General features: G+C 49.2%; 18 protein-coding genes. 14 read left to right on the forward strand and 4 right to left on the reverse strand.

The window, feature by feature from the left end; all coding sequences use genetic code 11:
• Positions 1-25 precede the first annotated feature (25 nt).
• Complete coding sequence (locus J7619_RS31645) at positions 26-1,294, reverse strand: S-adenosylmethionine:tRNA ribosyltransferase-isomerase (RefSeq protein WP_291208753.1); 1,269 nt, start codon at positions 1,292-1,294, stop codon at positions 26-28.
• A gap of 11 nt (positions 1,295-1,305) precedes the next feature.
• Complete coding sequence (locus J7619_RS31650; RefSeq protein WP_291208756.1) at positions 1,306-1,818, reverse strand: hypothetical protein; 513 nt, start codon at positions 1,816-1,818, stop codon at positions 1,306-1,308.
• A 139-nt stretch (positions 1,819-1,957) separates the two neighbouring features.
• Here J7619_RS31650 and J7619_RS31655 point away from each other — a divergent pair, with 139 nt between their 5' ends.
• From J7619_RS31655 to J7619_RS31670, 4 genes are all read left to right on the forward strand, one after another.
• On the forward strand, positions 1,958-2,200 hold the full coding sequence (locus J7619_RS31655; protein WP_291208759.1) for a hypothetical protein: 243 nt from the start codon (positions 1,958-1,960) through the stop codon (positions 2,198-2,200).
• On the forward strand, positions 2,193-2,540 hold the full coding sequence (locus J7619_RS31660) for a putative toxin-antitoxin system toxin component, PIN family (RefSeq protein WP_291208761.1): 348 nt from the start codon (positions 2,193-2,195) through the stop codon (positions 2,538-2,540). Before J7619_RS31655 ends, J7619_RS31660 begins: the two co-directional genes overlap by 8 nt.
• Positions 2,541-2,645: 105 nt before the next feature.
• Positions 2,646-3,206: a cob(I)yrinic acid a,c-diamide adenosyltransferase gene (locus J7619_RS31665; RefSeq protein ID WP_291208763.1), complete on the forward strand. Its 561-nt coding sequence runs from the start codon at positions 2,646-2,648 to the stop codon at positions 3,204-3,206.
• Positions 3,207-3,349: 143 nt separating this feature from the next.
• On the forward strand, positions 3,350-4,417 hold the full coding sequence (locus J7619_RS31670; RefSeq protein WP_291208766.1) for a branched-chain amino acid aminotransferase: 1,068 nt from the start codon (positions 3,350-3,352) through the stop codon (positions 4,415-4,417).
• Between the two features lie 189 nt (positions 4,418-4,606).
• On the opposite strand, the gene J7619_RS31675 is transcribed toward J7619_RS31670, so the two are convergent.
• Complete coding sequence (locus tag J7619_RS31675; protein WP_291208769.1) at positions 4,607-5,491, reverse strand: AraC family transcriptional regulator; 885 nt, start codon at positions 5,489-5,491, stop codon at positions 4,607-4,609.
• Positions 5,492-5,724: 233 nt separating this feature from the next.
• Between J7619_RS31675 and J7619_RS31680 the strand changes: the two genes are divergently transcribed.
• From J7619_RS31680 to J7619_RS31705, 6 genes are all read left to right on the forward strand, one after another.
• The gene (locus J7619_RS31680; protein ID WP_291208771.1) at positions 5,725-7,554 is read left to right on the forward strand and encodes a sodium:solute symporter family protein; all 1,830 of its coding nucleotides are present in this window, start codon (positions 5,725-5,727) and stop codon (positions 7,552-7,554) included.
• A gap of 27 nt (positions 7,555-7,581) precedes the next feature.
• Positions 7,582-8,799, forward strand: a complete 1,218-nt coding sequence (locus J7619_RS31685) for a glycosidase (protein ID WP_291208773.1) — start codon at positions 7,582-7,584, stop codon at positions 8,797-8,799.
• Between the two features lie 317 nt (positions 8,800-9,116).
• Positions 9,117-12,278 (forward strand): SusC/RagA family TonB-linked outer membrane protein, encoded by a 3,162-nt coding sequence (locus J7619_RS31690; protein ID WP_291208776.1) that lies wholly within the window; start codon positions 9,117-9,119, stop codon positions 12,276-12,278.
• 10 nt (positions 12,279-12,288) lie between these two features.
• A complete protein-coding gene (locus tag J7619_RS31695) occupies positions 12,289-13,887 on the forward strand; it encodes a SusD/RagB family nutrient-binding outer membrane lipoprotein (protein ID WP_291208779.1) in 1,599 nt (532 codons plus the stop codon).
• A 107-nt stretch (positions 13,888-13,994) separates the two neighbouring features.
• Positions 13,995-14,510, forward strand: a complete 516-nt coding sequence (locus J7619_RS31700) for a phosphoheptose isomerase (protein WP_291208782.1) — start codon at positions 13,995-13,997, stop codon at positions 14,508-14,510.
• Between the two features lie 73 nt (positions 14,511-14,583).
• On the forward strand, positions 14,584-15,483 hold the full coding sequence (locus tag J7619_RS31705; RefSeq protein WP_291208785.1) for a DUF72 domain-containing protein: 900 nt from the start codon (positions 14,584-14,586) through the stop codon (positions 15,481-15,483).
• Between the two features lie 33 nt (positions 15,484-15,516).
• Here J7619_RS31705 and J7619_RS31710 read toward each other — a convergent pair whose 3' ends face one another.
• On the reverse strand, positions 15,517-16,434 hold the full coding sequence (locus J7619_RS31710) for an MBL fold metallo-hydrolase (protein ID WP_291208787.1): 918 nt from the start codon (positions 16,432-16,434) through the stop codon (positions 15,517-15,519).
• 266 nt (positions 16,435-16,700) lie between these two features.
• Here J7619_RS31710 and J7619_RS31715 point away from each other — a divergent pair, with 266 nt between their 5' ends.
• From J7619_RS31715 to J7619_RS31730, 4 genes are read left to right on the forward strand one after another with little or no spacing between them, the layout of a single operon-like run.
• A complete protein-coding gene (locus tag J7619_RS31715; RefSeq protein ID WP_291208790.1) occupies positions 16,701-18,569 on the forward strand; it encodes a hypothetical protein in 1,869 nt (622 codons plus the stop codon).
• A 53-nt stretch (positions 18,570-18,622) separates the two neighbouring features.
• Complete coding sequence (locus tag J7619_RS31720) at positions 18,623-19,633, forward strand: T9SS type A sorting domain-containing protein (RefSeq protein WP_291208792.1); 1,011 nt, start codon at positions 18,623-18,625, stop codon at positions 19,631-19,633.
• Positions 19,634-19,686: 53 nt separating this feature from the next.
• Positions 19,687-20,139, forward strand: coding sequence for a GNAT family N-acetyltransferase (locus J7619_RS31725; RefSeq protein ID WP_291208795.1), 453 nt, complete (start codon positions 19,687-19,689; stop codon positions 20,137-20,139).
• Positions 20,140-20,164: 25 nt separating this feature from the next.
• Entirely contained in the window at positions 20,165-21,325 is a 1,161-nt protein-coding gene (locus J7619_RS31730; protein ID WP_291208797.1) for an AI-2E family transporter, read from the forward strand.
• The last annotated feature ends 20 nt before the right edge of the window (positions 21,326-21,345 follow it).

Genomic DNA, 21,345 nt, shown 5'->3' on the forward strand with positions numbered 1-21,345 from the left:
GGGAAAAATGTATTAGATGATACCGTTACTCAACACCATTGAGCCAAAGGAGTGAAGAATCGCCGTAGCTCAGGAAGCGATAGTCATTGGCCAATGCCTCAGAATAAATCGTTTTCCAATCATTTCCGACAAAAGCGGCTACCAGGAGAATGAGCGTAGAACCCGGTTGATGGTAATTAGTAATTATCCCGCGGCACAATCTGAAACGATAACCCGGGAAAATGAATATCTCGGTTTCTCCAACGATTTCTTGCAGTCCAGCGGCATCCATATGATCGGCGATGGCTTGCAATGACTCCCCTGCCGACGGAAGCTCCGTATCTTTCCACGGATAGGGATACAGCTTTTCGATATTGAAATCTGTCGTTTCCTTTTTAAAGAGCTTCACGCCATACCAATACAAACTTTCCAGCGAACGCAGCGAAGTAGTCCCTACCGGCACAATGTGATCGACCGATTTCAATAAACTGTCGATTAATCCCCTCGTAAACACAACCTGCTCCGAATGCATGCGATGCTCCGTAACCTTCTCCACTTTAATGGGCTGAAAAGTACCGGCGCCAACGTGCAGTGTGAGAAATGACTTGCGGATACCCTTTTGTGCCAATGCATCAAAAACCCGGGGTGTGAAATGCAATCCGGCCGTAGGTGCGGCAACCGCGCCGTCATGGTGCGCGTAGACTGTCTGATAAGTTTCCTTATCCGGCTCTTCGGTATCTCTGTTGAGATAGGGAGGTAGCGGGATTTCGCCCAGAGCTTTCACGAGGTCGAGGAATGTAACCTCCGTATCCCAGGTCAACCTTATCAGGTTACGCTCGTAGTCATGGTATGAGACCTGCAAATGCACTTCTGCTCCGCCGACCTGTATAACATTCAATAATGTATCACCTGCTTTCCACCGCTTTTTATTGCCGATCATACATTCCCACACGCACGAATGTTTCACGAGCATCGCATCGTTGATCACCCGCGTGGGTAGTTCGGGATGCAGCAGCAGCAGTTCTATCACCGCACCCGTCTCTTTCCGAAAATGCGCCCGCGCTGGAATGACCTTGGTATCATTGAAAACAAGAAGCGTGTCAGCAGGCAGTTGGGAAGTGATGTCGGTAAACCTCAGGTGGTTGATTTTACCACCCTTATACACCATGAGCTTCGATTGGTCCCGAATTTCCATCGGGTACTTCGCAATACGATAATCGGGCAGATCGTAGGTATAGCTTTCCAGATCGATCGCCTCCGCTTCCTTCCGCCACAATGCATCCTGGCTATCCTCCGCTGCCATTTTACCTTCCATATAGGGCAATATTACAATTTATCCTCCTGCACCGGTGGCCACAGCAAGCGTAACGGCAACAGAAAAACGCCCAGGACCAATGCGAGACTGGCATAATAGAGCCATGAAAAGTCAAACACGTCCATTTTGTAATTCGTACTGTTGATCGTCGCCAACGCCAGCAAGCTGAAACCTGTAATGGTGTTGATCACCGCCACCAGGCAGAAAAGCCAGTTGATGAGGTGCTCATTCAGCGCGGCGCGATGCTGCGCCCATTCCTTACGTTTCAGGATCGGCAGGTTCATGGGGTCTACATTCGGAATGTGACGCGCTATACCCGTGATGACCACGTTATTGAGCAGAAAAAGGCCCATTACGATATAAAAGATGTGTCCTTTCTCGACATAGCGCTCCGCAAGGCCGCTATCGGCAAAGTCAACGGCGACCATCTCCGGGAAGAGTGAATACGTCCAAACCAGCGCCCCGATAACGAATAATAAAGACGCCCAACGCCAGATCTTTATTGCAAATGTTGTAACTTTCATGAATTAGGTAACCTAAATAGAGGTCTTTTCGCCATAGTAAATCAGGGTGCAAAATTAGGTCGGGAAGCTTCCAAAACCTAATTGAAGTCGATCTAATCAGCTACCTGCCCAAAATTTGAAATTTGACATCATCCCGAACATGAAACCGAAAACACACATTTCAGGCTTAAATGAAGTTCAGATAGCACTTCTCAGGATGTTTAACAGGAACATTCCCGATGAAGAATTACTGGAAATCAGGCGTGTGCTTGTCAATCACCTGAGTCAAAGGCTGTTTAACGAAGTTGATGCTATGGTTGTCAAAAAAGGTATAACGGAGGCTGACTACAAGCAACTTGAATTCGCCGACGTCAGAACGAAACCCGATAACGCTGATGAGTAAATTGAGGGCGGTCATTGATACTAACGTCCTTGTCAAAACAATAAAAAGATCGAATCCGGAATTTGCGATTTACAAAGCGTTCATAGCAGAACAGTTTGACTGGGTCGTCAGCACAGGTATTCTAAACGAATATGAAGAAAAACTGACCGAATTCTATTCTGAAAAAACGGCACAATTAGTCGTTGAGGTGCTCTGTACGGCTCCAAATGTAATCTTCGCCGAACCCCATTTTCGATGGAGTATCATTGAAGAAGATCCCGACGACAACAAATTTTCGGACCTGGGCATTTCTGTCAACGCAGATTGCCTTGTTACTTTTGACAGACTTCAATGTTTTTAAAAATCTGGATTTCCCTAAACTTCAAATTATCAAACCGGAAGATTTTCCGAAACTATTGCCCGGCTGAAACGCCTAAGCCTATTTTTGCTCTTTACATTTCTCACAATGAAAATCTACACCAAAACCGGTGACAAAGGCACCACTGCCCTCATCGGAGGCACGCGCCTGAGTAAGGCGCATGTGCGCATTGACGCCTACGGAACGGTCGACGAACTGAACAGCCACATCGGAATGCTTCGCGATCAGCTGGTAAATGAAGGCCGGAAAGACCTGCTTAAAGAAATCCAGGACCGCCTGTTCACGATCGGCTCACATCTGGCTTCGGAGCCCGATCAGAAGAAGAAAATACTTCCCGATCTGCACGACGAAGACATCACGTTGCTCGAAAAGGAAATGGACGCAATCGATGCGAAAGTTGCTCCTTTGCGGGCATTCATATTGCCGGGCGGGCATCAGTCGGTATCTTTCGGGCACATCGCACGAACCGTTTGCCGCCGGGCCGAACGCGCGGTGATTCAATTGCAGCAGGGAGAAGAAGTGGAGCCGATTGTAATCCGCTATCTCAACCGTCTTTCCGACTACCTTTTTATGCTCTGCAGGGCCATGACGCACGAGCTCGGAATCGAGGAAATTACATGGCAGCCGAGGGTTCCGCGGCAAAAATAATTGTTATACTAAATATCAATTATTTACAGATTAAATTCTTTAAATTGCGAGACTTAAGAAAGAATGCGCCGGGATCTCCAAATCCTGCCTTTTTTCTGATCGTAAGCTTCGGAAAGCGTTTGAAAAATTAAATTTTTGGCATCATGACAGCCGACACAGTACAAATAGAAGTTCAGCAAACCACCAAATCCCGTTTGCAGGAGGTTGACTTCAACAACCTCGTTTTTGGACGGAATATCTCCGACCACATGTTTATCGCCGAATATAAAAACGGACAATGGCAGGACCTGCGCATCGTCCCTTACGGCGACCTCTCGCTAAGCCCTGCTACCGCCGCGCTACATTACGGTCAGGCTATTTTCGAGGGAATGAAAGCCTACAAAAACGATGCCGGTGAAGTGCTGCTTTTCCGTGCCATCGACAACTGGAAACGCCTCAACAAATCGGCTGAGCGCCTTTGTATGCCGCAGATTCCGGAAGAAATTTTCATGAACGGCCTTACCGAACTGCTCCGTCTGGATGCAGGTTGGGTGCCTTCACAACCCGGCTGCTCGCTTTACATTCGCCCGTACATGTTTGCTACCGACCCTTACATTGGCGTCAAAGCATCCGATTCATATTATTTCATCATTTTCACCAGCCCGGTAGGTACTTATTATGCCAAACCTCCGCGTGTGAAAGTCGAAACGCATTTCATCCGCGCTGCCGAAGGTGGTGTAGGTGCTACCAAATGTGCCGGTAACTACGCAGGATCGCTTTACCCGGCGAAGCTCGCCCAGCAGGAAGGTTACGACCAGCTGATCTGGACCGATGCCCGTGATCACGCGTACATCGAAGAATCGGGAACGATGAATATCATGTTCATGCTGGATGGTAAGCTGCTTACCCCGCACGTTTCCGAAACCACACTGGATGGTATCACGCGTAAAAGCATTGTGGCGATCGCAGAGCATTGGGGCATTCCTGTCGAAGAGCGCCGTATCAGCGTAAAAGAGATCATCGACGCACTGAAAGCCGGCAAGCTCGAAGCCGCATTCGGGGCCGGAACAGCGGTGGTCATTTCCCCTTTCGCAACCATCGCGTACGAAGGCGTGGATTATGCATTGCCTGAAATCAAGGAAGACTCATTCGTAAGTAAAGTAAAAACTTACCTGACCGACCTCCGCACCGGCAAAGAGCAGGATATCTTTGGATGGATGCTGAAAGTTTAGTGATTGAATGATTGAATGACCGAATGACCGAATGACCGAATGAGTGAATAGGTCAGGAGTCGTTAAAAATATAAGAGTTCAAAGCTCGGGCCTGCCCTGACTTTGAACTCTTTTGCATTATGACTATTCAATCATTCAAAATTCACACATTCACTCATTCACACATTCACTCATTCACAGACTCACTCATTAAACAAACGTCCGCGTCCCCGAATAGTTATCCCGGAATTCCTTCGGCGTACAGCCATTCCTGCTCTTGAAAATCCGGTTGAAATACGAAAGATTATTGAATCCGCATTTGTAAGCGATCTCCGAAATCGTATTCGAAGTATTGATCAGCGACCGTGACGCGTGACCCAGCCGAATCTCGTTCAGGCTTTCAATAAAGGTCTTGCCCGTACGCTTTTTGATAAACCGGCTAAATGACACTTCCGACATGCCCGCCAGCTTCGCTACGCCTGCCAAGTTCACATCCTTATCATAGTTGTCGCGCATGTAGGCGAACACTTTTTCAATGCGGCGACTGTTGAAATTGACATTTTCATCCGTAAATGTGCTGTTGGAAAGCGTTCGCATATCACGCGAAACGGAGAGGTCATGCAAAATGGACATCAGTTCGAGCATGGAATCGAAGCCACTCTTTTGCGCCAGGCTCGTAAGCCGTGGCTTGATGCGCTCGATCGTTTCCCGCGAAAACGCAATTCCCTTGGACGATTTTTCCAGCAGCGAGCGCACAAAAAACAGCTGGTTCCGCTTCAAAAACTTGTCGTCAAACAAATCCCGATGGAATTGCACGGTTACTTCCTTGATTTCCGGCATTCCTTCCTGCCAGCGATAGGAATGGGTGAGCCACCCATGTGGCAGATTGTTGCCCACCAGCACCAGCTCCGCGTCGTCGATCACTTCGGTATGATCGCCGACCACCCGTTTCACGCCTTTTCCCGAAAGGATCAGGTTCAATTCGAACTCCTCGTGGCTATGCAGCGGGAAATCGAAAATCGTCTTTTTACGGTCGAAAACGGTGAAACAATCGTACTGGGTCAATGGGGTAATTTCTCGGTAGATTTCACTCATAGGCTAAATTGTATTTTTAGGTTAAATTGAAAAACAAGGCGACCGGTCTCCATCCACCATGTTATATTGAGGTAACAATTTAAAGATTAATTACTAATAATGCCATCAGCAACCCTTCCTAAAATCCTATAAACTGTTAGTATTGGTCTAATCATGGATAAAAAAGTACTATACCCAACGGCAGTTTTGTCAATAAGTTTGTACCATACGCGGATCGATCACCACGCTCACCGATGAACATCAAGGCGATCGACCTCCTCGTCATATTACTCTACCTGGTAACGGTCCTGGCGATCGGCATTTACCTCAAACGGCAGGCAGCGAAAAGCAAAAACGACTACCTGCTCGGAGGGAAATCTATGCCGTTCTGGATGTTGGGTATTTCCAATGCCTCCGGCATGTTCGATCTTTCCGGTACAGCCTGGATGGTCGCCATCATGGTAGTTTATGGAGTGAAAAGCATTTGGCTGCCCTGGTTGTGGCCGGTATTTAACCAGATATTCATGATGGTCTACCTCTCGATGTGGCTGAGGCGCTCCAATGCGGCTACCGGTGCGGAATGGATGCTGTTCCGTTTTGGCGACCGCCATGGTGCCGGACCCTCACATAAGATCATCATCGCTTTTGCATTACTAAGCTGCCTGAGCTTTATGGCGTACGGCTTTATCGGGTTAGGTAAATTCATTGAAATCTTCATCCCCTGGAAGATCGTCAGCGCATTCCTCCCATTCAAGCTGCCTCCGGCTTACACTGCTCACTTTTACGGCATTCTTTTTACCGTTTTCACCGCTTGCTATGCGCTGCTTGGCGGCATGAAAAGTATTGTGTGGGCCGATATGCTGCATTATCTGATCATGGTCATCGTTTGCGTGTCGGTGGCTGTCATGGCTTACATGGCGCTGCCTGGGGTGAATAGCCTGCCCATTCCTGCCGGCTGGACCGACCTTTTCTTCGGGAAAGACCTTGGCCTCGACTGGTCTGACCGCCTGCCGGCCGCCGCCCGAAAGTTGCGAAATGACAGCTTTACGCCCTTTGGCTATTTCTTTGCATTAATGGTTACCAAAGGCATCCTCGCAAGCCTCGCCGGCCCGGCGCCCAACTACGACATGCAGAAAATCCTTTCGACCCGCTCGCCAAGAGAAGCGGCCCTGATGAGCATGATTGTGAATGTGGTGTTACTCCCTACGCGGTATCTCTTCATCACCGGCATCGCCGTTCTCGCGCTGCTTTACTTCCGCCAGCCCGGTATTTCGGCCGCCATCGGCACCGATTTCGAGAAAGTGCTTCCGGCCGTGCTCAATACCTACATTCCGTCGGGCTTGCTGGGTTTGGTGTTGATCGGCCTCATGGGCGCATTCATGGGCACATTTGCGGGCACGTTCAACGCTGCACAGGCCTATTTCGTCAATGACATTTACCTCCGCTCTATCAATCCTCACGCCGGCAACCGGCAAATCAGCAGAATAAACTACCTTTCCGGCATCGTGATCGTGTGCATCAGCATATTGCTGGGCTTGCTGGCGAAAGACGTGAACAGCATTCTCCAATGGATCGTATCCGCGCTATTAGGCGGATATATCGCTTCCAATGTGCTGAAATGGTATTGGTGGCGGTTCAACAGCTCAGGTTTTTTCTGGGGAATGCTGGCGGGTATCGTGTGTGCGCTGGTTTGCCCCCATATTTTCAAAGACACATTACCGCTCTATTATTTCCCTCTCATTCTGGGCATATCGCTGGTCGGAGCGTTGGGGGGATCACTTGCGACGAAGCCGACAGACATGGAGGTGCTTAAAACATTCTACCGGACAGTGAATCCGTGGGGTTTCTGGGGACCGGTCCGGGAGGAAGTACGCAGAAGCAACCCTTCCTTTTTACCTAACAGGGGCTTTGCCAGGGACCTTTTCAATGTCGTTCTTGGCATCGTCGCGCAGACCGCCATTACCGCGATACCCGTTTTTGGTATTCTTAAAATGCCGCAGGAAACTTTCATAACAACGGCTATCTTTTTAACCTCCTCAATCATTCTCTGGAAAACATGGTACAAAAACCTCCCGCATCAGTGAGTATGGACAATCCCTGATAAAATCACCATGACTATCTTCGAAGAGCGTTTTCAACGTATTAAAAGTGAAAAGGAGCTGTTAGACGAAACACCCAATGAAAGGCTGGACTCCCCCGACGGGTTCTACGAGCGTTACAAGTTCCCCGTACTCACCGCCGCACACGTACCACTTTTCTGGGAATACGACCTCGATCCGAGCAGCAACCCTTATTTTATGAAGCGGTTCGGGATCAATGCCGTTTTCAATGCGGGGGCGATCAAGCTCGACGGCAAGTACTTATTGGTCGTCCGGGTTGAAGGTTACGACAGAAAGTCGTTTTTCGCGGTAGCCGAAAGCGCCACCGGTACCGACGGCTTCAAATTCTGGCCCTACCCGCTCGAAATGCCCGAAACGCACGAACCGGACGTCAATATCTATGACATGCGGCTCACGGCACACGAGGACGGCTGGATTTACGGTCTCTTTTGTACCGAACGCAAAGACCCCGCCGCTGCACCCGGTGACGAGTCGCAGGCAGTTGCGCAATGCGGGGTTGCGCGTACGCGTGACATGCGCACGTGGGAAAGACTTGCTGATCTGAAAACACCCTCTGCGCAACAAAGGAACGTGGTTTTGCACCCCGAATTCATCGACGGCCAGTACGCATTCTACACCCGCCCCCAGGATTCGTTCATCGAGGCCGGGCGCGGAGGCGGTATCGCATTAGGATTGGCGCACTGTATCGAAAATGCGCAGATACCCCATGAAACCGTCATTGATGCGCGGAAATATCACACCGTTTACGAATCGAAAAACGGTCAGGGCCCTGCCCCGATCAAAACCCGCATGGGCTGGCTGCACCTGGCACATGGGGTAAGGCACACTGCGGCAGGCCTGCGTTACGTCCTTTACCTTTTCATGACCGACATCGCCGATCTGGCAAAGGTCATCTATAAACCGGCAGGGTACTTCCTCGCGCCGGAAGGTATCGAACGCACTGGCGATGTCTCCAATGTCGTATTTTCAAATGGCTGGATTCTGGACGACGACGGTTCGGTATTCATTTACTATGGCTCTTCGGATACACGGCTCCATGTAGCTACCACGTCCGTAGAGCGACTACTCGATTACGTTACCCACACAGCTCCTGAGGATTTCACCTCTCTCTCCTCCCGGAATACCCTTACCGGCATCATCGATCGCAATCTTGCTTTTCTTAACCCGGATCACGCCAAAGGCAGCTCTGTCCATCCCGCTTTACAATAATTCTCTAAGGGACGTATACGCATGACCGAACTGCACTTCGACAAATTTCCTCCAATTGTGTTAGAATAAATTCGCATTATGATCGGTGCCTTTCCAATGGCCGTTTTTAGCATAAAATAGTCCTGTTCCATATCAGAATAATTTTAATAACACTATTAAAAAAGTGTTAAAAATGTGTTATTTTTAGATAAAAAAGCACTATGTACATATGGAGTCAACCTCGGTATATTTGACTCAATTTTCAGCACTATTCCTCAATAAGTATCCATTTAACCTATCGATGTACGGATTGTATGAAAAAAAATCTACTAGTTAAGATGCTGATACTGTTCACCGTGCTCTCCCTGAGGGGATATGCACAGGAAATGACGGTATCCGGGAAAGTAAGCGACGCCGCCGGCGGGGAAATTGCCGGTGTGAACGTTGTCGTAAAAGGTACCACCAGGGGTACTACCACTAATGACAAGGGTGAATATAGTATTACTGTCGACAAAGGGAAAACCCTGGCTTTCAGCTATATCGGTTACGTTACCAAAGAAGTGGTCGCTAACGCTACCATCCTGAATATTTCACTGGCCTCCGAAGCTACGGCACTAAACGAAGTGGTCGTCACCGCGTTGGGTATCAGCCGGGAAAAAAGATCACTTGCCTACTCCATTACCGAAGTAGCAGGTTCCAATATGACGGCCGCCCGCGAAGCCAACCTGGGTAACGCGCTTGCCGGACGCGTAGCGGGTGTCAATGTGAGCAAGATCGCCTCCGGCCCCGCAGGCTCCTCACGCGTGATCATTCGCGGTAACAAGTCCCTTCAAGGCAATAACCAGCCATTGTATGTAATCGATGGCATCCCGATGGACAACAACAACTTCGGCCAGGCCGGCCTCTGGGGCGGCTCCGATGAGGGGGATGGTCTTTCGAGTATCAACCCGGATGACATTGAGTCGGTGGTCGTGCTCAAAGGTGCGAACGCAGCCGCTCTTTACGGCTCACGCGCAGCGAACGGGGTTATCAACATTACCACCAAGCGCGGTACCAAAAGAAAAGGTATCGGTGTCGAAATCGGCTCGAACTATGTTTTTGAAAAATTCAATGATCTTTCCGATCTGCAACACACTTACGGCAGCGGTTCATACGTCAATGGCGTAGCGTCCAAGCCTACGACCCAGGCTCAGGCATATGATTGGGGCGACGATTCCTGGGGCCCCAAATACGACAATAGCCAGGTAATTGGTTTCGACGGCAAAATGCGCCCATATGCTAATCAGGGTGACAATTTTTCGCGGTTCTATAAAACAGGTCACGCTTTCACCAACAACATTGCATTGTCGGGTGGAAATGAAAATCAGAACTTCCGGGCATCCGTCACTAACCTGAACAGCACCACTATCATCCCGAACTCGGGATACGACAGGATCAACCTATCACTTTCCACCAATTCCAAATTTGGCAAGCGGCTTACGCTCGATGCCAAGATCCTGTATTCAGAAGAAAAGGCTAAAAACCGCCCGAACGTTTCCGACTCTCCCGGTAATGCCATCCAGTCGGTATGGCGCATTCCTGGTAACTACAACGTGCTGGATTACTACGGTGATCCTGCCAAACCAGGTGCAATACCGGCCGGAACCGACGCCAACAGTCTGAGCATTTTCGGTAAAAAAGTGGGTGAGGAATTCCAGCAGGCAGCCAACAACTGGGGGCAGAATCCTTATTGGGTAACCTACCAGTTTATCAAAACCGATAATAAAGACCGCTTCATTACCTCGGGTGCTTTGAAATACCAGGTCACCGACTGGCTGTATATTCAGGGACGCGTCGGGCTCGACAAATATCAACGCCGCTCGGAAGGGCTTACACCGGAAGGAACGGGCTATCAACTGGGAGGTGCGCGTAATGCAGGTTCCTGGAATGTGCAGGAATTGAACCTGGAATACACCATAGGATTCAATAAAGAGTTCGGGAAAGTCGGCATTAATGCATTCGCAGGCGGTAACAGGATGAGAAGAAAATACGAATACGAAAACATTTACGGTTCCGGCTTCAATGTGGCGTTCTTCCCGGCGATCAAGAACCTGAAAACCAAGTTATGGGACTACGATTACAGGGAAAAAGGCATCAACTCGCTGCTGGGTTCCGCCGAAATTTCATGGGATGGCTATCTGTTCCTGAACGCCACCGCACGTAACGACTGGTTCTCCGTATTGAACCCGGCCACCAACAGCATCCTCTACCCTTCCGTAGGAGCAAGCTTTGTGTTCTCCGATGCATTCAAGGGCCTGCCTGCCTGGCTGTCATATGGTAAAGTTCGCGCTTCCTGGGCGCAGGTGGGTAACGCCACTATTGATGAGTATTCGACTAACATGACCTACTCATTGAACGGAAATCCTCACCTGGATCATCCAATGGCTTCTTTCTCTTCCGCCATGGGCAACAATGGTAACATTCCCAACCCAAATCTGAAACCGCTGACCGTTACAGAAACGGAATTCGGTATCGATTTCCGGGTGTTCAATAATAAACTGGGGGTTGATTTTACCTATTACGACCAACAGACAACGGACGATATCCTGAATGCTACCATTTCCCGTGCGAGCGGTTTCGGCAGCACGTCGGTGAACCTTGGAAAAATGCAGAACCGGGGTATCGAGTTGTTGTTAACAGCCACGCCACTCAAAACGAATAATCTGACCTGGGACGTCACGCTGAATCTGGCCAAGAACAACAACAAGGTCAAAGCGTTGATCGAGGGTTCTACCGAGCTTGTGATGGAGGAGCCAAGAACGAGAAATGCATTTATCAAAAATATCGTTGGCCATCCGTTCGGCATGATCACCGGTAAGGTTCAGAAATATTCGCCTGATGGCCAGCCGGTATTCTTTTCAGATGGCCGTCCGGTTTCGGAAAGCAATTACCAGATTATCGGAAACGGTATTGCCAAGCTGACCGGTGGTTTGACCAACGCATTCAATTATAAAGGTTTCGATCTTTCTTTCCTCGTCGACTTCAAATGGGGTGGGGATATTCTCTCCGGAACCAACATGCGTCTCACACAATGGGGAGTTAGCAAGCAATCGTTGCAGGGACGCGACGGCGAGGCCCCGCTGACGGTTACCGGTGTAACCCAGGAAGGTTCGGAATACAAACCCTTCACCAAAACACTCACTCCGCGTGAAGCCTATGACTACTGGCAGTCTGTGGGTGGAGAGGCTAACCCTGTAACGACTAAGTTCCTCTATGACGCTTCGTTCATCAAGCTCAGACAGCTCTCATTGGGCTACACTTTCCCGAGAAAACTGTTGGAAAAGACACCGCTCCAAAACCTCACCTTGTCGTTTGTAGGCCGGAACCTCGCGATCCTTTTCAAAAACATCGACAACGTAGATCCCGAGTCGACCTATTCGAACGGAAATTCACAAGGCTTCGATTACTTCGGTTTCCCTTCCACACGCAGTTACGGTTTCAACCTGAGAGCAACATTCTAATTCCAAGAACATGAAAGACTTCACAAAATATATCAAATATGGTTTGGCAGCGGTGTTGATGACGGGTTGCGATACACAGGAACTGCACGACCTCAACATCAACCCCCAGGCCCTGAACCAGGTGGACCTCAATTTCATCTTCACGTCCGCGGAGCTGGGGATAGCTTCTAACGGATCCAGTGGCGACAACCGTTACATCGACTGGCGGACAAATATCGGCTGGTGCGCCTACGCGATCCAACAGCTGGGCAATGCAAACGGCGGCATCGCTCCCGGCGATAAATACACGGTAAATCTCGAGACCAATGCAGCCCCGTTTGAATTTACCTATAATGACCAGCTGAAAAACATCGCAGAAATCATGAAGCAGTCGGGCCCGGGTGGATTTGCGGAGGGTAAGTATGTCAATATGCGCAATGCAGCCCGCATTCTGCGTGCGTTCAGCTTTGCCCGCCTCACCGATTTCTACGGCAGCGTACCATACACTGAGGCCAACAAGGGCACCGATGGTATTTTCTTTCCTAAATATGATACGCAGGACGTGATTTACGCCGATTTGCTCAAAGAGCTCGACGAAGCCGCCGCGGCCATGAATACCTCCAACGGAGACGAAGGGTTCGCCGCCGCGGACTTCATCTATAAGGGCGATATCAACAAATGGAAACGTTTCAGCTATTCCCTGATGCTTCGTCTGGCTATGCGCATTTCGAATGTGGATGCTGCCAAAGCCGCCACGTACGTCAGCAAGGCCGTAGCCGGTGGGGTATTCACCAGTAATGCCGACAATATGTGGGTACCTTTGGCCGACGGCCCCAGTGAATGGGTAAACCAGAACGGTATTTCGCGTGCATTTGACCCCGGCGATGGCGGACAGCCCGCGTTCCTGAGTGCTACAATGGTGAACTTCCTGAAAGGGGCCAATGCAAACAGCGCAGCCGATGATGATCCCCGCCTTATGATCCTCAGCAGCGGTATCGGCGACTGGTCCGGCGGTGTATTCACGCCGGTGACTGTCGATCCGTTGAAACAAAAGGGATTACCCAACGGATATGACCAGGCCATGCTGGATCAGCTGGAAGGTAAACCGGTGATCGCTTCGAAGACCTATTCCCGTATTAATGTCAAGATGTTACAGGATTCCGATCCTTACATGATCATGAATTACGGCGAAGTGGAGCTCCTGCTGGCCGAGGCGATCGAACGTAAAATCGGAAGCGGCATTACCGGAACGGCGAAATCGCATTACGAGGCGGGTGTGAAGGCATCCATGCAGATGTATACCCCTTATGATGCCTCGCTGACCGTCCCCGATGCGGCAGTAACCACTTACCTCACTACCTATCCTTACGGCACGACCAAACCAGCGCTGGAAATGATCGGTGAACAGATGTGGGTAAACAAGTTCTTCAACTGGTGGGAAGCATGGAACGACTGGCGCAGAACCGGCTTTCCCAAGCTGACACCTACCAACTACCCGGGCAATGTTACCAACGGAACGATTCCCGTAAGGCTTAAATATCCGACCAGCGAAGTGGCGGGTAACCCGAACTACCAGACGGGAGCCACTTTGCCCGATGACTTTACTACCAAAGTTTGGTGGGACAAATAGGAAAAATTAGTAGATATAATTCAAAAGGTGCCCTGAATATTTTGGGGCATCTTTTTGTTTTTTATCCTAATTTTGAAATTCACCAGAATCATTAATTACTCCCGGTTATGATACAATCCTTTGCGGCAGAAGCCGATAAAAATGAGGTTTTTGAAAAAGTACAGCAATTTATAGACGAGCAAGGATTCACCGTTGTAGCCAAAGACCACTCGCGTCCGTGGGGTGGTTTTTTCGTACTTGACGAAAGCCAGGCTCCCAAATTCATCTCTACATTTTTCCCGCATTTGTCGCTTGCCGACTTTGCCGGTTATGAAAAACTGAGCCCCAAAATTCTCGTGGTGGCACCCAATAAACGCCTTTCATGGCAATACCACCATCGCCGCGCCGAAATCTGGAAAGTAATCGGCGGAAGCGCCGGCATCGTGATCAGCGATACTGACGAAGAAACCGAATTGCAACAACTGCCGATCGGCACGGTCATCAACCTCAAAAAAGGAGAGCGTCACCGCCTTGTAGGTGTCAATGAATGGGGCTTTGTAGCTGAAATCTGGCAACATACCGACCCTTCCAATCCTTCCGACGAAGACGATATCGTTCGCGTGCAGGACGATTTCGGGAGATAATATCACCATTATCAACATCTGGCAGGCTGAAAATCCTGCCAGATCGGTTCTTGTTCATCCTAACCTGAAAGTCATGAAATTTGGAAAAGTTGAGAATCCCGATCATATAGATTTTGCGCTACCGCCCGACGCTACCACCAACAAAGCCCTCTTGAATGCCGCCAAAGGCGGAAAGCCCGGGATCTACATCGGATGCGCCAAATGGAACAAAACCGACCTCAAAGGTTTTTATCCCAAGGGTACCAAAGATGAACTGGCCTATTACGCGACGCAGTTCAACAGCATCGAGCTGAATGCAACCTTTTACAATAATTTTCCTGTCGAAACGATTGAATCCTGGTATGCCAAAACGCCGGCCGGTTTCAAGTTTTTCCCCAAATTGCACCAGGGTATCAGTCATTGGAAAAGGCTGAAAGACGCCAAGGAGCCCACCGACGTTTACCTCGACGGCATAGCCCATTTGCAGGATAAACTCGGGATGCTTTTCCTGCAAATGCCCGACAATTTTGGCCCTAAAAACTGGGAAATACTGAAAGCATACCTGGAAGAATGGCCTTCCGGCTTTCCGCTTGCGCTGGAATTGCGCCACACCGGCTGGTATGACGGTACTTTTAACAGCGAAGATCTGTACAGCCTCCTCGAAAAGAAAAACATCACGCACATCGTCACAGATTCGGCCGGACGCCGCGATTTGCTGCACATGCGGCTCACTACGCCGACCGCATTCATCCGCTACAACGGCGCCAACGTTGATTCGGATTATACCCGTCTGGACGACTGGTTTGAAAGGTTAAAACTCTGGACCGAGGAAGGCATTCAAAATATCTACTTCTTTGTGCATCAGAATCATGAGGAGGCGTCGCCGCTGCTATCTTCCTATTTAATCCAGAAACTAAACAAAGAACTGGGAATGGAACTGCAAGTCCCTTATGACCCAAGGGTCGCAAGCGGGCAGGTTAATCTGTTCAAATAGCAAAAGGCGGGACCGACTCCCGCCTTTTGACTTCTATTTCAGCTCGAATTTTACGCCTTGCTCCGGGAAGATCAACCGCAAACCGAGGTTATTGGCCGCGCCCAACTCCTTTCGTATCGTTTCTTCATTATTCCCCACAGGTTTAACGTGCGTAACGACCACATTCAGGTTTCGTAAATGCTCCTTTCCCGCAAGTCCTGCCAATACTTCAAACTCTTTCATAAACCATCTCGGCGTCAGGTGGCCATACAGATGCCGATCGGGCTGTGCATTGGGATACGAGACTTCCAGAAAAACGCCTTTCAATTTTCCCGATTTCACAAGCGGCGCGACTGCCGCCCAAACCCGCTTCATATGGTCCGTCCGCTCCACCTCATCCGGGCCGGTATCCCCAAAATAGAGCACATATTCGTCGCCATGCTTCACCAGGAACGCCGTGCTCGAATAGGGTTTTGAATGGCTCAACGGGAATGCCCGTACCGAAATTTCCGATTCTTTAACGGCCATTTCGATACCTTCCTTTAGTTGCTGGTAACGGTATTTGTTCAAGGCAGGCGCATTACCGTCATTCGCAAGATTAGGCCAGCTTTGCCAATTGAAATAATGCGCTTTCATCACATTAATACAATGTTCCATGGCGTACACCTGCTTCACCGTATCGTCCACTGAATTGATAATCATCCCTGAAATGTGGTCGAGATGCGGGTGTGAGATGAGATATCCCTTGATATATTTTTTCAGAACCGTTTCTGCATTCACATTAAACGCCCCATTCCCAACCGCCGCGATGATCCCGCTGCTTACCGTGCCTGCATCCAGGCACACATACGCATCCGAACCCGCAGGCGCAAGCATGTACGCGGAAAGGTTGCCATCGACGGTCCCGCCTTTCACACCCAGCGGGACTACCTGGAAACCGTTTTGGGCAAAAACAAGTGTGCATCCTAACAAGGATATCAGTAAACAGAATACTCGCAGCATATGAATGGGGGTAGGTAAGATTACAAAACTAAGGGACGTCACACGAAAAAAGTTATCCGAAACCCAAATACATCGTGACTTTGAACTTTCCGAAACCATGCCGTTGGAACCAGAAGTTAACTCGACGTGGCCGGATATTCATTCATTGACATCAAACTTCCGCGAAGTACCGTAATTAGTCGCGCTGATTGTGAAAAGCGCAATACGTTCTTAATAAAACCAGCACGGACTTCTTCATGAAAAAATTCCTCCACTTACTAGCCGCCATTTGCATAACAAGTGTTCATTTGGCATATGGCCAGGTCTTTCCGGAAACTTTTACAAGTTCCGTGTGCAGCAACTGTGCCCCGCTTGGATACAATATTGTTTCCGGCGAGCCCGCAATTGCGAATATAGTTGGCTATCCGGGTGTTTGGTGGGCTTCCGGGATTCCGGCCCCTCCTTCCAAGAACGAAGCACTTTTTCCCAATACGAATGGTGTATTTGTGTCATTAAAAAGCACGGGTAATCAAAGCGCCAAAATTTCAGTCGTTTCAGGTGGTTTCGTTCCCGGATTTCAGTACACGCTACGTTACTATGTACTTTCGTCCAAAGAGCAATTATCCTCCTATGGCAGTACCGCTACCTTACGAATTGCTACAACGGATCAGTTTCCTGCAATTATTGCCACCAAGGTCACGAATTTCAATGGCAACATCCATCAATGGATTCAGCAGGAATTAACCTTTACAGCACCTGCGGCACAACTGGAATTTTCGCTTTTTGGAACTTCCAATGCAGGTACAGGCTACGTTAACTTCGACATTTACTCGCGACCGTTCACATGCAAAATCCCCGGTGGACAAGTCAAATTCATAAGGGATTCGGACGTCACGCCATTCGCATGCGCAACGGAGAATCTTTATGAAAATGTACAACTTCCCATTCCGGCTGGCGCACAAGTAATATGGAAGACAAATCCGAATGTAACCTGGGGCACATTAACAACACAACAGGCTTCCCAGGCAAGCCCATTGCCTCCCGGGCAACAGTACTATGCTTTTTACAAAGGCGAAAATATTCCTTATGAATGTTACAATACAGAAATATCAGCGGCCGCATTTTCATTCACCAGCGTCGAAACACAAGCCGCGCTTAAAAGTAATTCTGCGGCTATTAATTGTACTGACCAAAGCTCTTTCGACTTAACAGGCCAGCAGGCGCAATCGCCTCATGAAATTCGGTGGTTCAACAACGACCAGCATGCAGGCCCTATGCTTCCCAATCCCGCGCAGGCGGCAATTGGTACTTATTATGCATTTTATTTCAACCCTAGCGGGAACTGCTATTCCACCAATAAGGCCTTGCTAAGTTCCGCATTTTCAGTCACGGCTGCTACAATCTGTTGCAACAATCCGAACAATCCTTCAAGCCAGATCGCCCTTTCGGGATCCAATGCCAATATTGCCTGCCCCATGCAAACGGCCGACCTGACAAGCTTTCTTCCCCAACCGCTGAGCTTGCCACCGAATACCGTTATTGAATGGTTTACCAGCTCTGACCATACCACTGGTAAGATAGACAACCCCACTGCGGTAACCACCGGCACCTACTATGTCTTTGCCCACGACCTCACCTATGGCTGCTACAATACCAATGTCTCAACGTCTTACATTAATGTTACCACTCCCTGCGCTGCCGCAGAATTAACTACTACGCTGGACATTGACGGGTTAAGTTTTAATGAAGGGGCGGAGAGGGACTTTATTATCAATCTTCACGAAACAGCAGGCTTTGGCACTAATGGGAATGTCTCCTTCCGGGTTAGCAAGATCGGAGCATTTGACATAAGCTACCCAACCAGCAGCGGAGTCTCCAACGTATTCGGAGGCGTTAACAATATGAATGGGAACTGGAGTTTTTCTGAAGACGACAATTTTATCACGGTCAGCTCAAACGTGGCCCTTCTGGCAAACAGCGTATCGGTTATTGGTTTCAAAATCAAAAGAAAGGCAGACAAGCCAGCAGGCATTACGCAAAATTTGACTGCTGTTATCGTAGTCAACTCCGGTGGCGAAAAAAATGGCTATAACAATGCAGTTGTAACGGCTGTATCGACAAATTAGACAATCCCACCTACAAGGTGGCGCTATCTGTAAAACCTTATCATATTTATCAAATGAAAGTTATTGTACAGGCTTTGCTTATGGTGCTCTGTGTGCATTACGGCTTCACACAAGACCTCGACATAAACCTCAACCCGCAGCAGGCATTCATTCTGGACAAGACAAAAGGTACGCTGGAAGTCAAAATATGCAATTGTCACACCGCAAGCACTACTGCTCCAAGTGACAAACCAAGGCCGCAAATCAGCTTCCCGGATAATCTTATGCTAAAAGGCATAACAAACACAGATGGCTCGCCCCTCATCGGCTTCACTGTACAAAGTTCCAGTAATGATCCTGGAAATCACTCTGTTCGTCTCCTGGCAAACACCGTCTTGCCTAACACCTCCTGTACTTCTTTTCTAATTCAGGTCGAAGGTAACGGAATCGGCACAGGAATAATAACAGCTACCCTGGGATCACAAGGCCCCCAAACAGATGGCAACTATACAACAAATGACAACGCCTTGGCCGCAATTCCTGTACAGGTAAATTTCCCGGTAACATTGAAAGAATTTCGCGCCAGGAAGGAGGAAGGACTGGCAATTCTGACCTGGACAACAACAGAAGAAATGAATGCAAGCCATTTCGATGTGCAGCGCAGTGAAAATGGTAAACATTGGCAAACGCTTGCCAATGTTCCGGCAAAAGGTACTTCAAAGATCCGGACAGACTATTCATTCACCGACGCCAATCCGCAGAACGGCCAAAACCTCTACCGCCTTCACATGATTGATTTAGATGGGTCAGCCACTTACAGTACCATATGTAATTTGAGATTCGAGTTTCAGCCTCAATTTGTCTTCCCAAATCCTGCGAAAGACTTTCTAAACGTCAAAGTCGATGATTGGAATAAAATACAGGGCATAGTAATCAGAGACACACAGGGAAGGCAAATCTATCGTTCAACCGACAGACGAACCGACCGGATTGACCTAACTGATTTTGTAGCGGGTATTTACATCGTCGAAATAGTTAAAAGCAACGGTGAAACTAAAATATCGAGGATTGTCGTTGCAAGATAACCCCTCGTCTGCTTCTCGGGGGCAAAATGTACCTTCGCGAAAATCACCAACCAATGCCCGAATACATCCGCACCACCAGCGACAGTCCCGATTTCCAGAATCTCACCAGCGACCTCGACGACGAGCTTTGCCGCATTTACAACACCAATAAGGAAGATTACGAAGAATACAACCGCATTACCGGCCTGCCGACGGTTATATTGGCCTATGAAAATGACACGGCCATCGCCTGCGGCTGCTTCAAGCAATTCGACGCGCACCGCATTGAACTTAAACGAATGTTTGTCAAACCAGAATTCCGCGGGAAAGGCATCGCCTCCATCATGGTCGACGAGCTTGAAAGATGGGGGAAAGAACTGGGCTACGGAACCATGATCCTCGAAACCGGTAAAGGCCAGCCGGACGCGATTGCATTATACCGAAAGCTAGGGTATGACGATATTCCCCATTTCGGAGAATTTCCCGAGGAATCCCGGAGCGTTTGTCTGGGGAAAGGATTAATTTAAGCGTGTCAATAGCATCAAACGCAACGTGAACACCCCTACCCATCAACCCTTTTATCAGAAACTTTCCCTAACCCTCCTCGCGATCGGGATCATTATGCTCGCGATTTATCTTGGGCAGGATATTATCGTGCCGCTGGCACTGGCCGGGTTGCTGGCCGTGCTCCTCCGGCCGCTGGAGCGGCTGTTTATCCGCATCGGGATTCCAAAATTGCTTTCCATCACACTGGCACTGACCATTGCGATCCTGCTCGTTTCGGCGGTTACAGTACTCATTTCCATGCAGCTGGCCGATTTCTCCGACGAATGGCCAAAGCTCAAAAGGAATATCGACCTCTTTTACCGCGATGCGCGCCGGTGGATTCGCCGCGAGTACAGTCTGAGCTACCGCCAGCAAGCCGAATATTTAAAAAATGCCCAAAGCAAGACGCTCGAAACATTCCAGGGGCCGGAAACGCTCGGTGTAGTGACAGGTCCGCTCGGCACGCTGATCCTCATTCCTATTTACACCTTCTTATTGCTTTACTACCGCGCAATGCTGATCCATTTTACAGTAGTACTGTTTGCAGAAGAGCAAAAACAGCGTGTACTGGAAATACTGGGACAGATCAAGTCGATTATCCAGAGTTATATGGTGGGCCTCTTGCTGGAAACAACGGCCGTGGCAGTCCTCAACTCGGCAGGACTACTGATTCTGAATGTACAATATGCAATTTTGCTCGGTGTAATGGCTGCGATTCTCAATTTGGTCCCCTACATCGGCGGGCTCGTCGCAACCGCCCTTGCAGTGATGGTGACGTTCATCAGCCATCCCGAAATCGATGTGCTATTGGGGGTGGTCGGCGTATTCATCGCTGTGCAGGTGATCGACAACAATTTCCTGGTACCATTCATTGTCGGCTCTAAAGTGCGGATCAATGCGCTGGTATCTATCGTGGGCGTGCTCGTAGGCGGCGCGCTTGCAGGATTATCAGGCATGTTCCTTTCAATTCCCGTGATTGCGATGATGAAAGTCATTTTTGACCGGGTACCCGGACTTGAACCATGGGGAATCCTGCTTGGCGACCAAACGCCCGAGCAGGCTAACAACAATCTGTTCCGTTTCGTGAATCTGAAAAAAAGTGCGGCCGGCGATCCGGCGCCCGGTGGTCCGGCGGCCGACGCACCGGAAGAGGAAAACCAGCCGTGAAAATTCCACGACCGGTTATA

The sequence above is a fragment of the Dyadobacter sp. genome (assembly GCF_017744695.1).
Taxonomy (GTDB): domain Bacteria; phylum Bacteroidota; class Bacteroidia; order Cytophagales; family Spirosomataceae; genus Dyadobacter.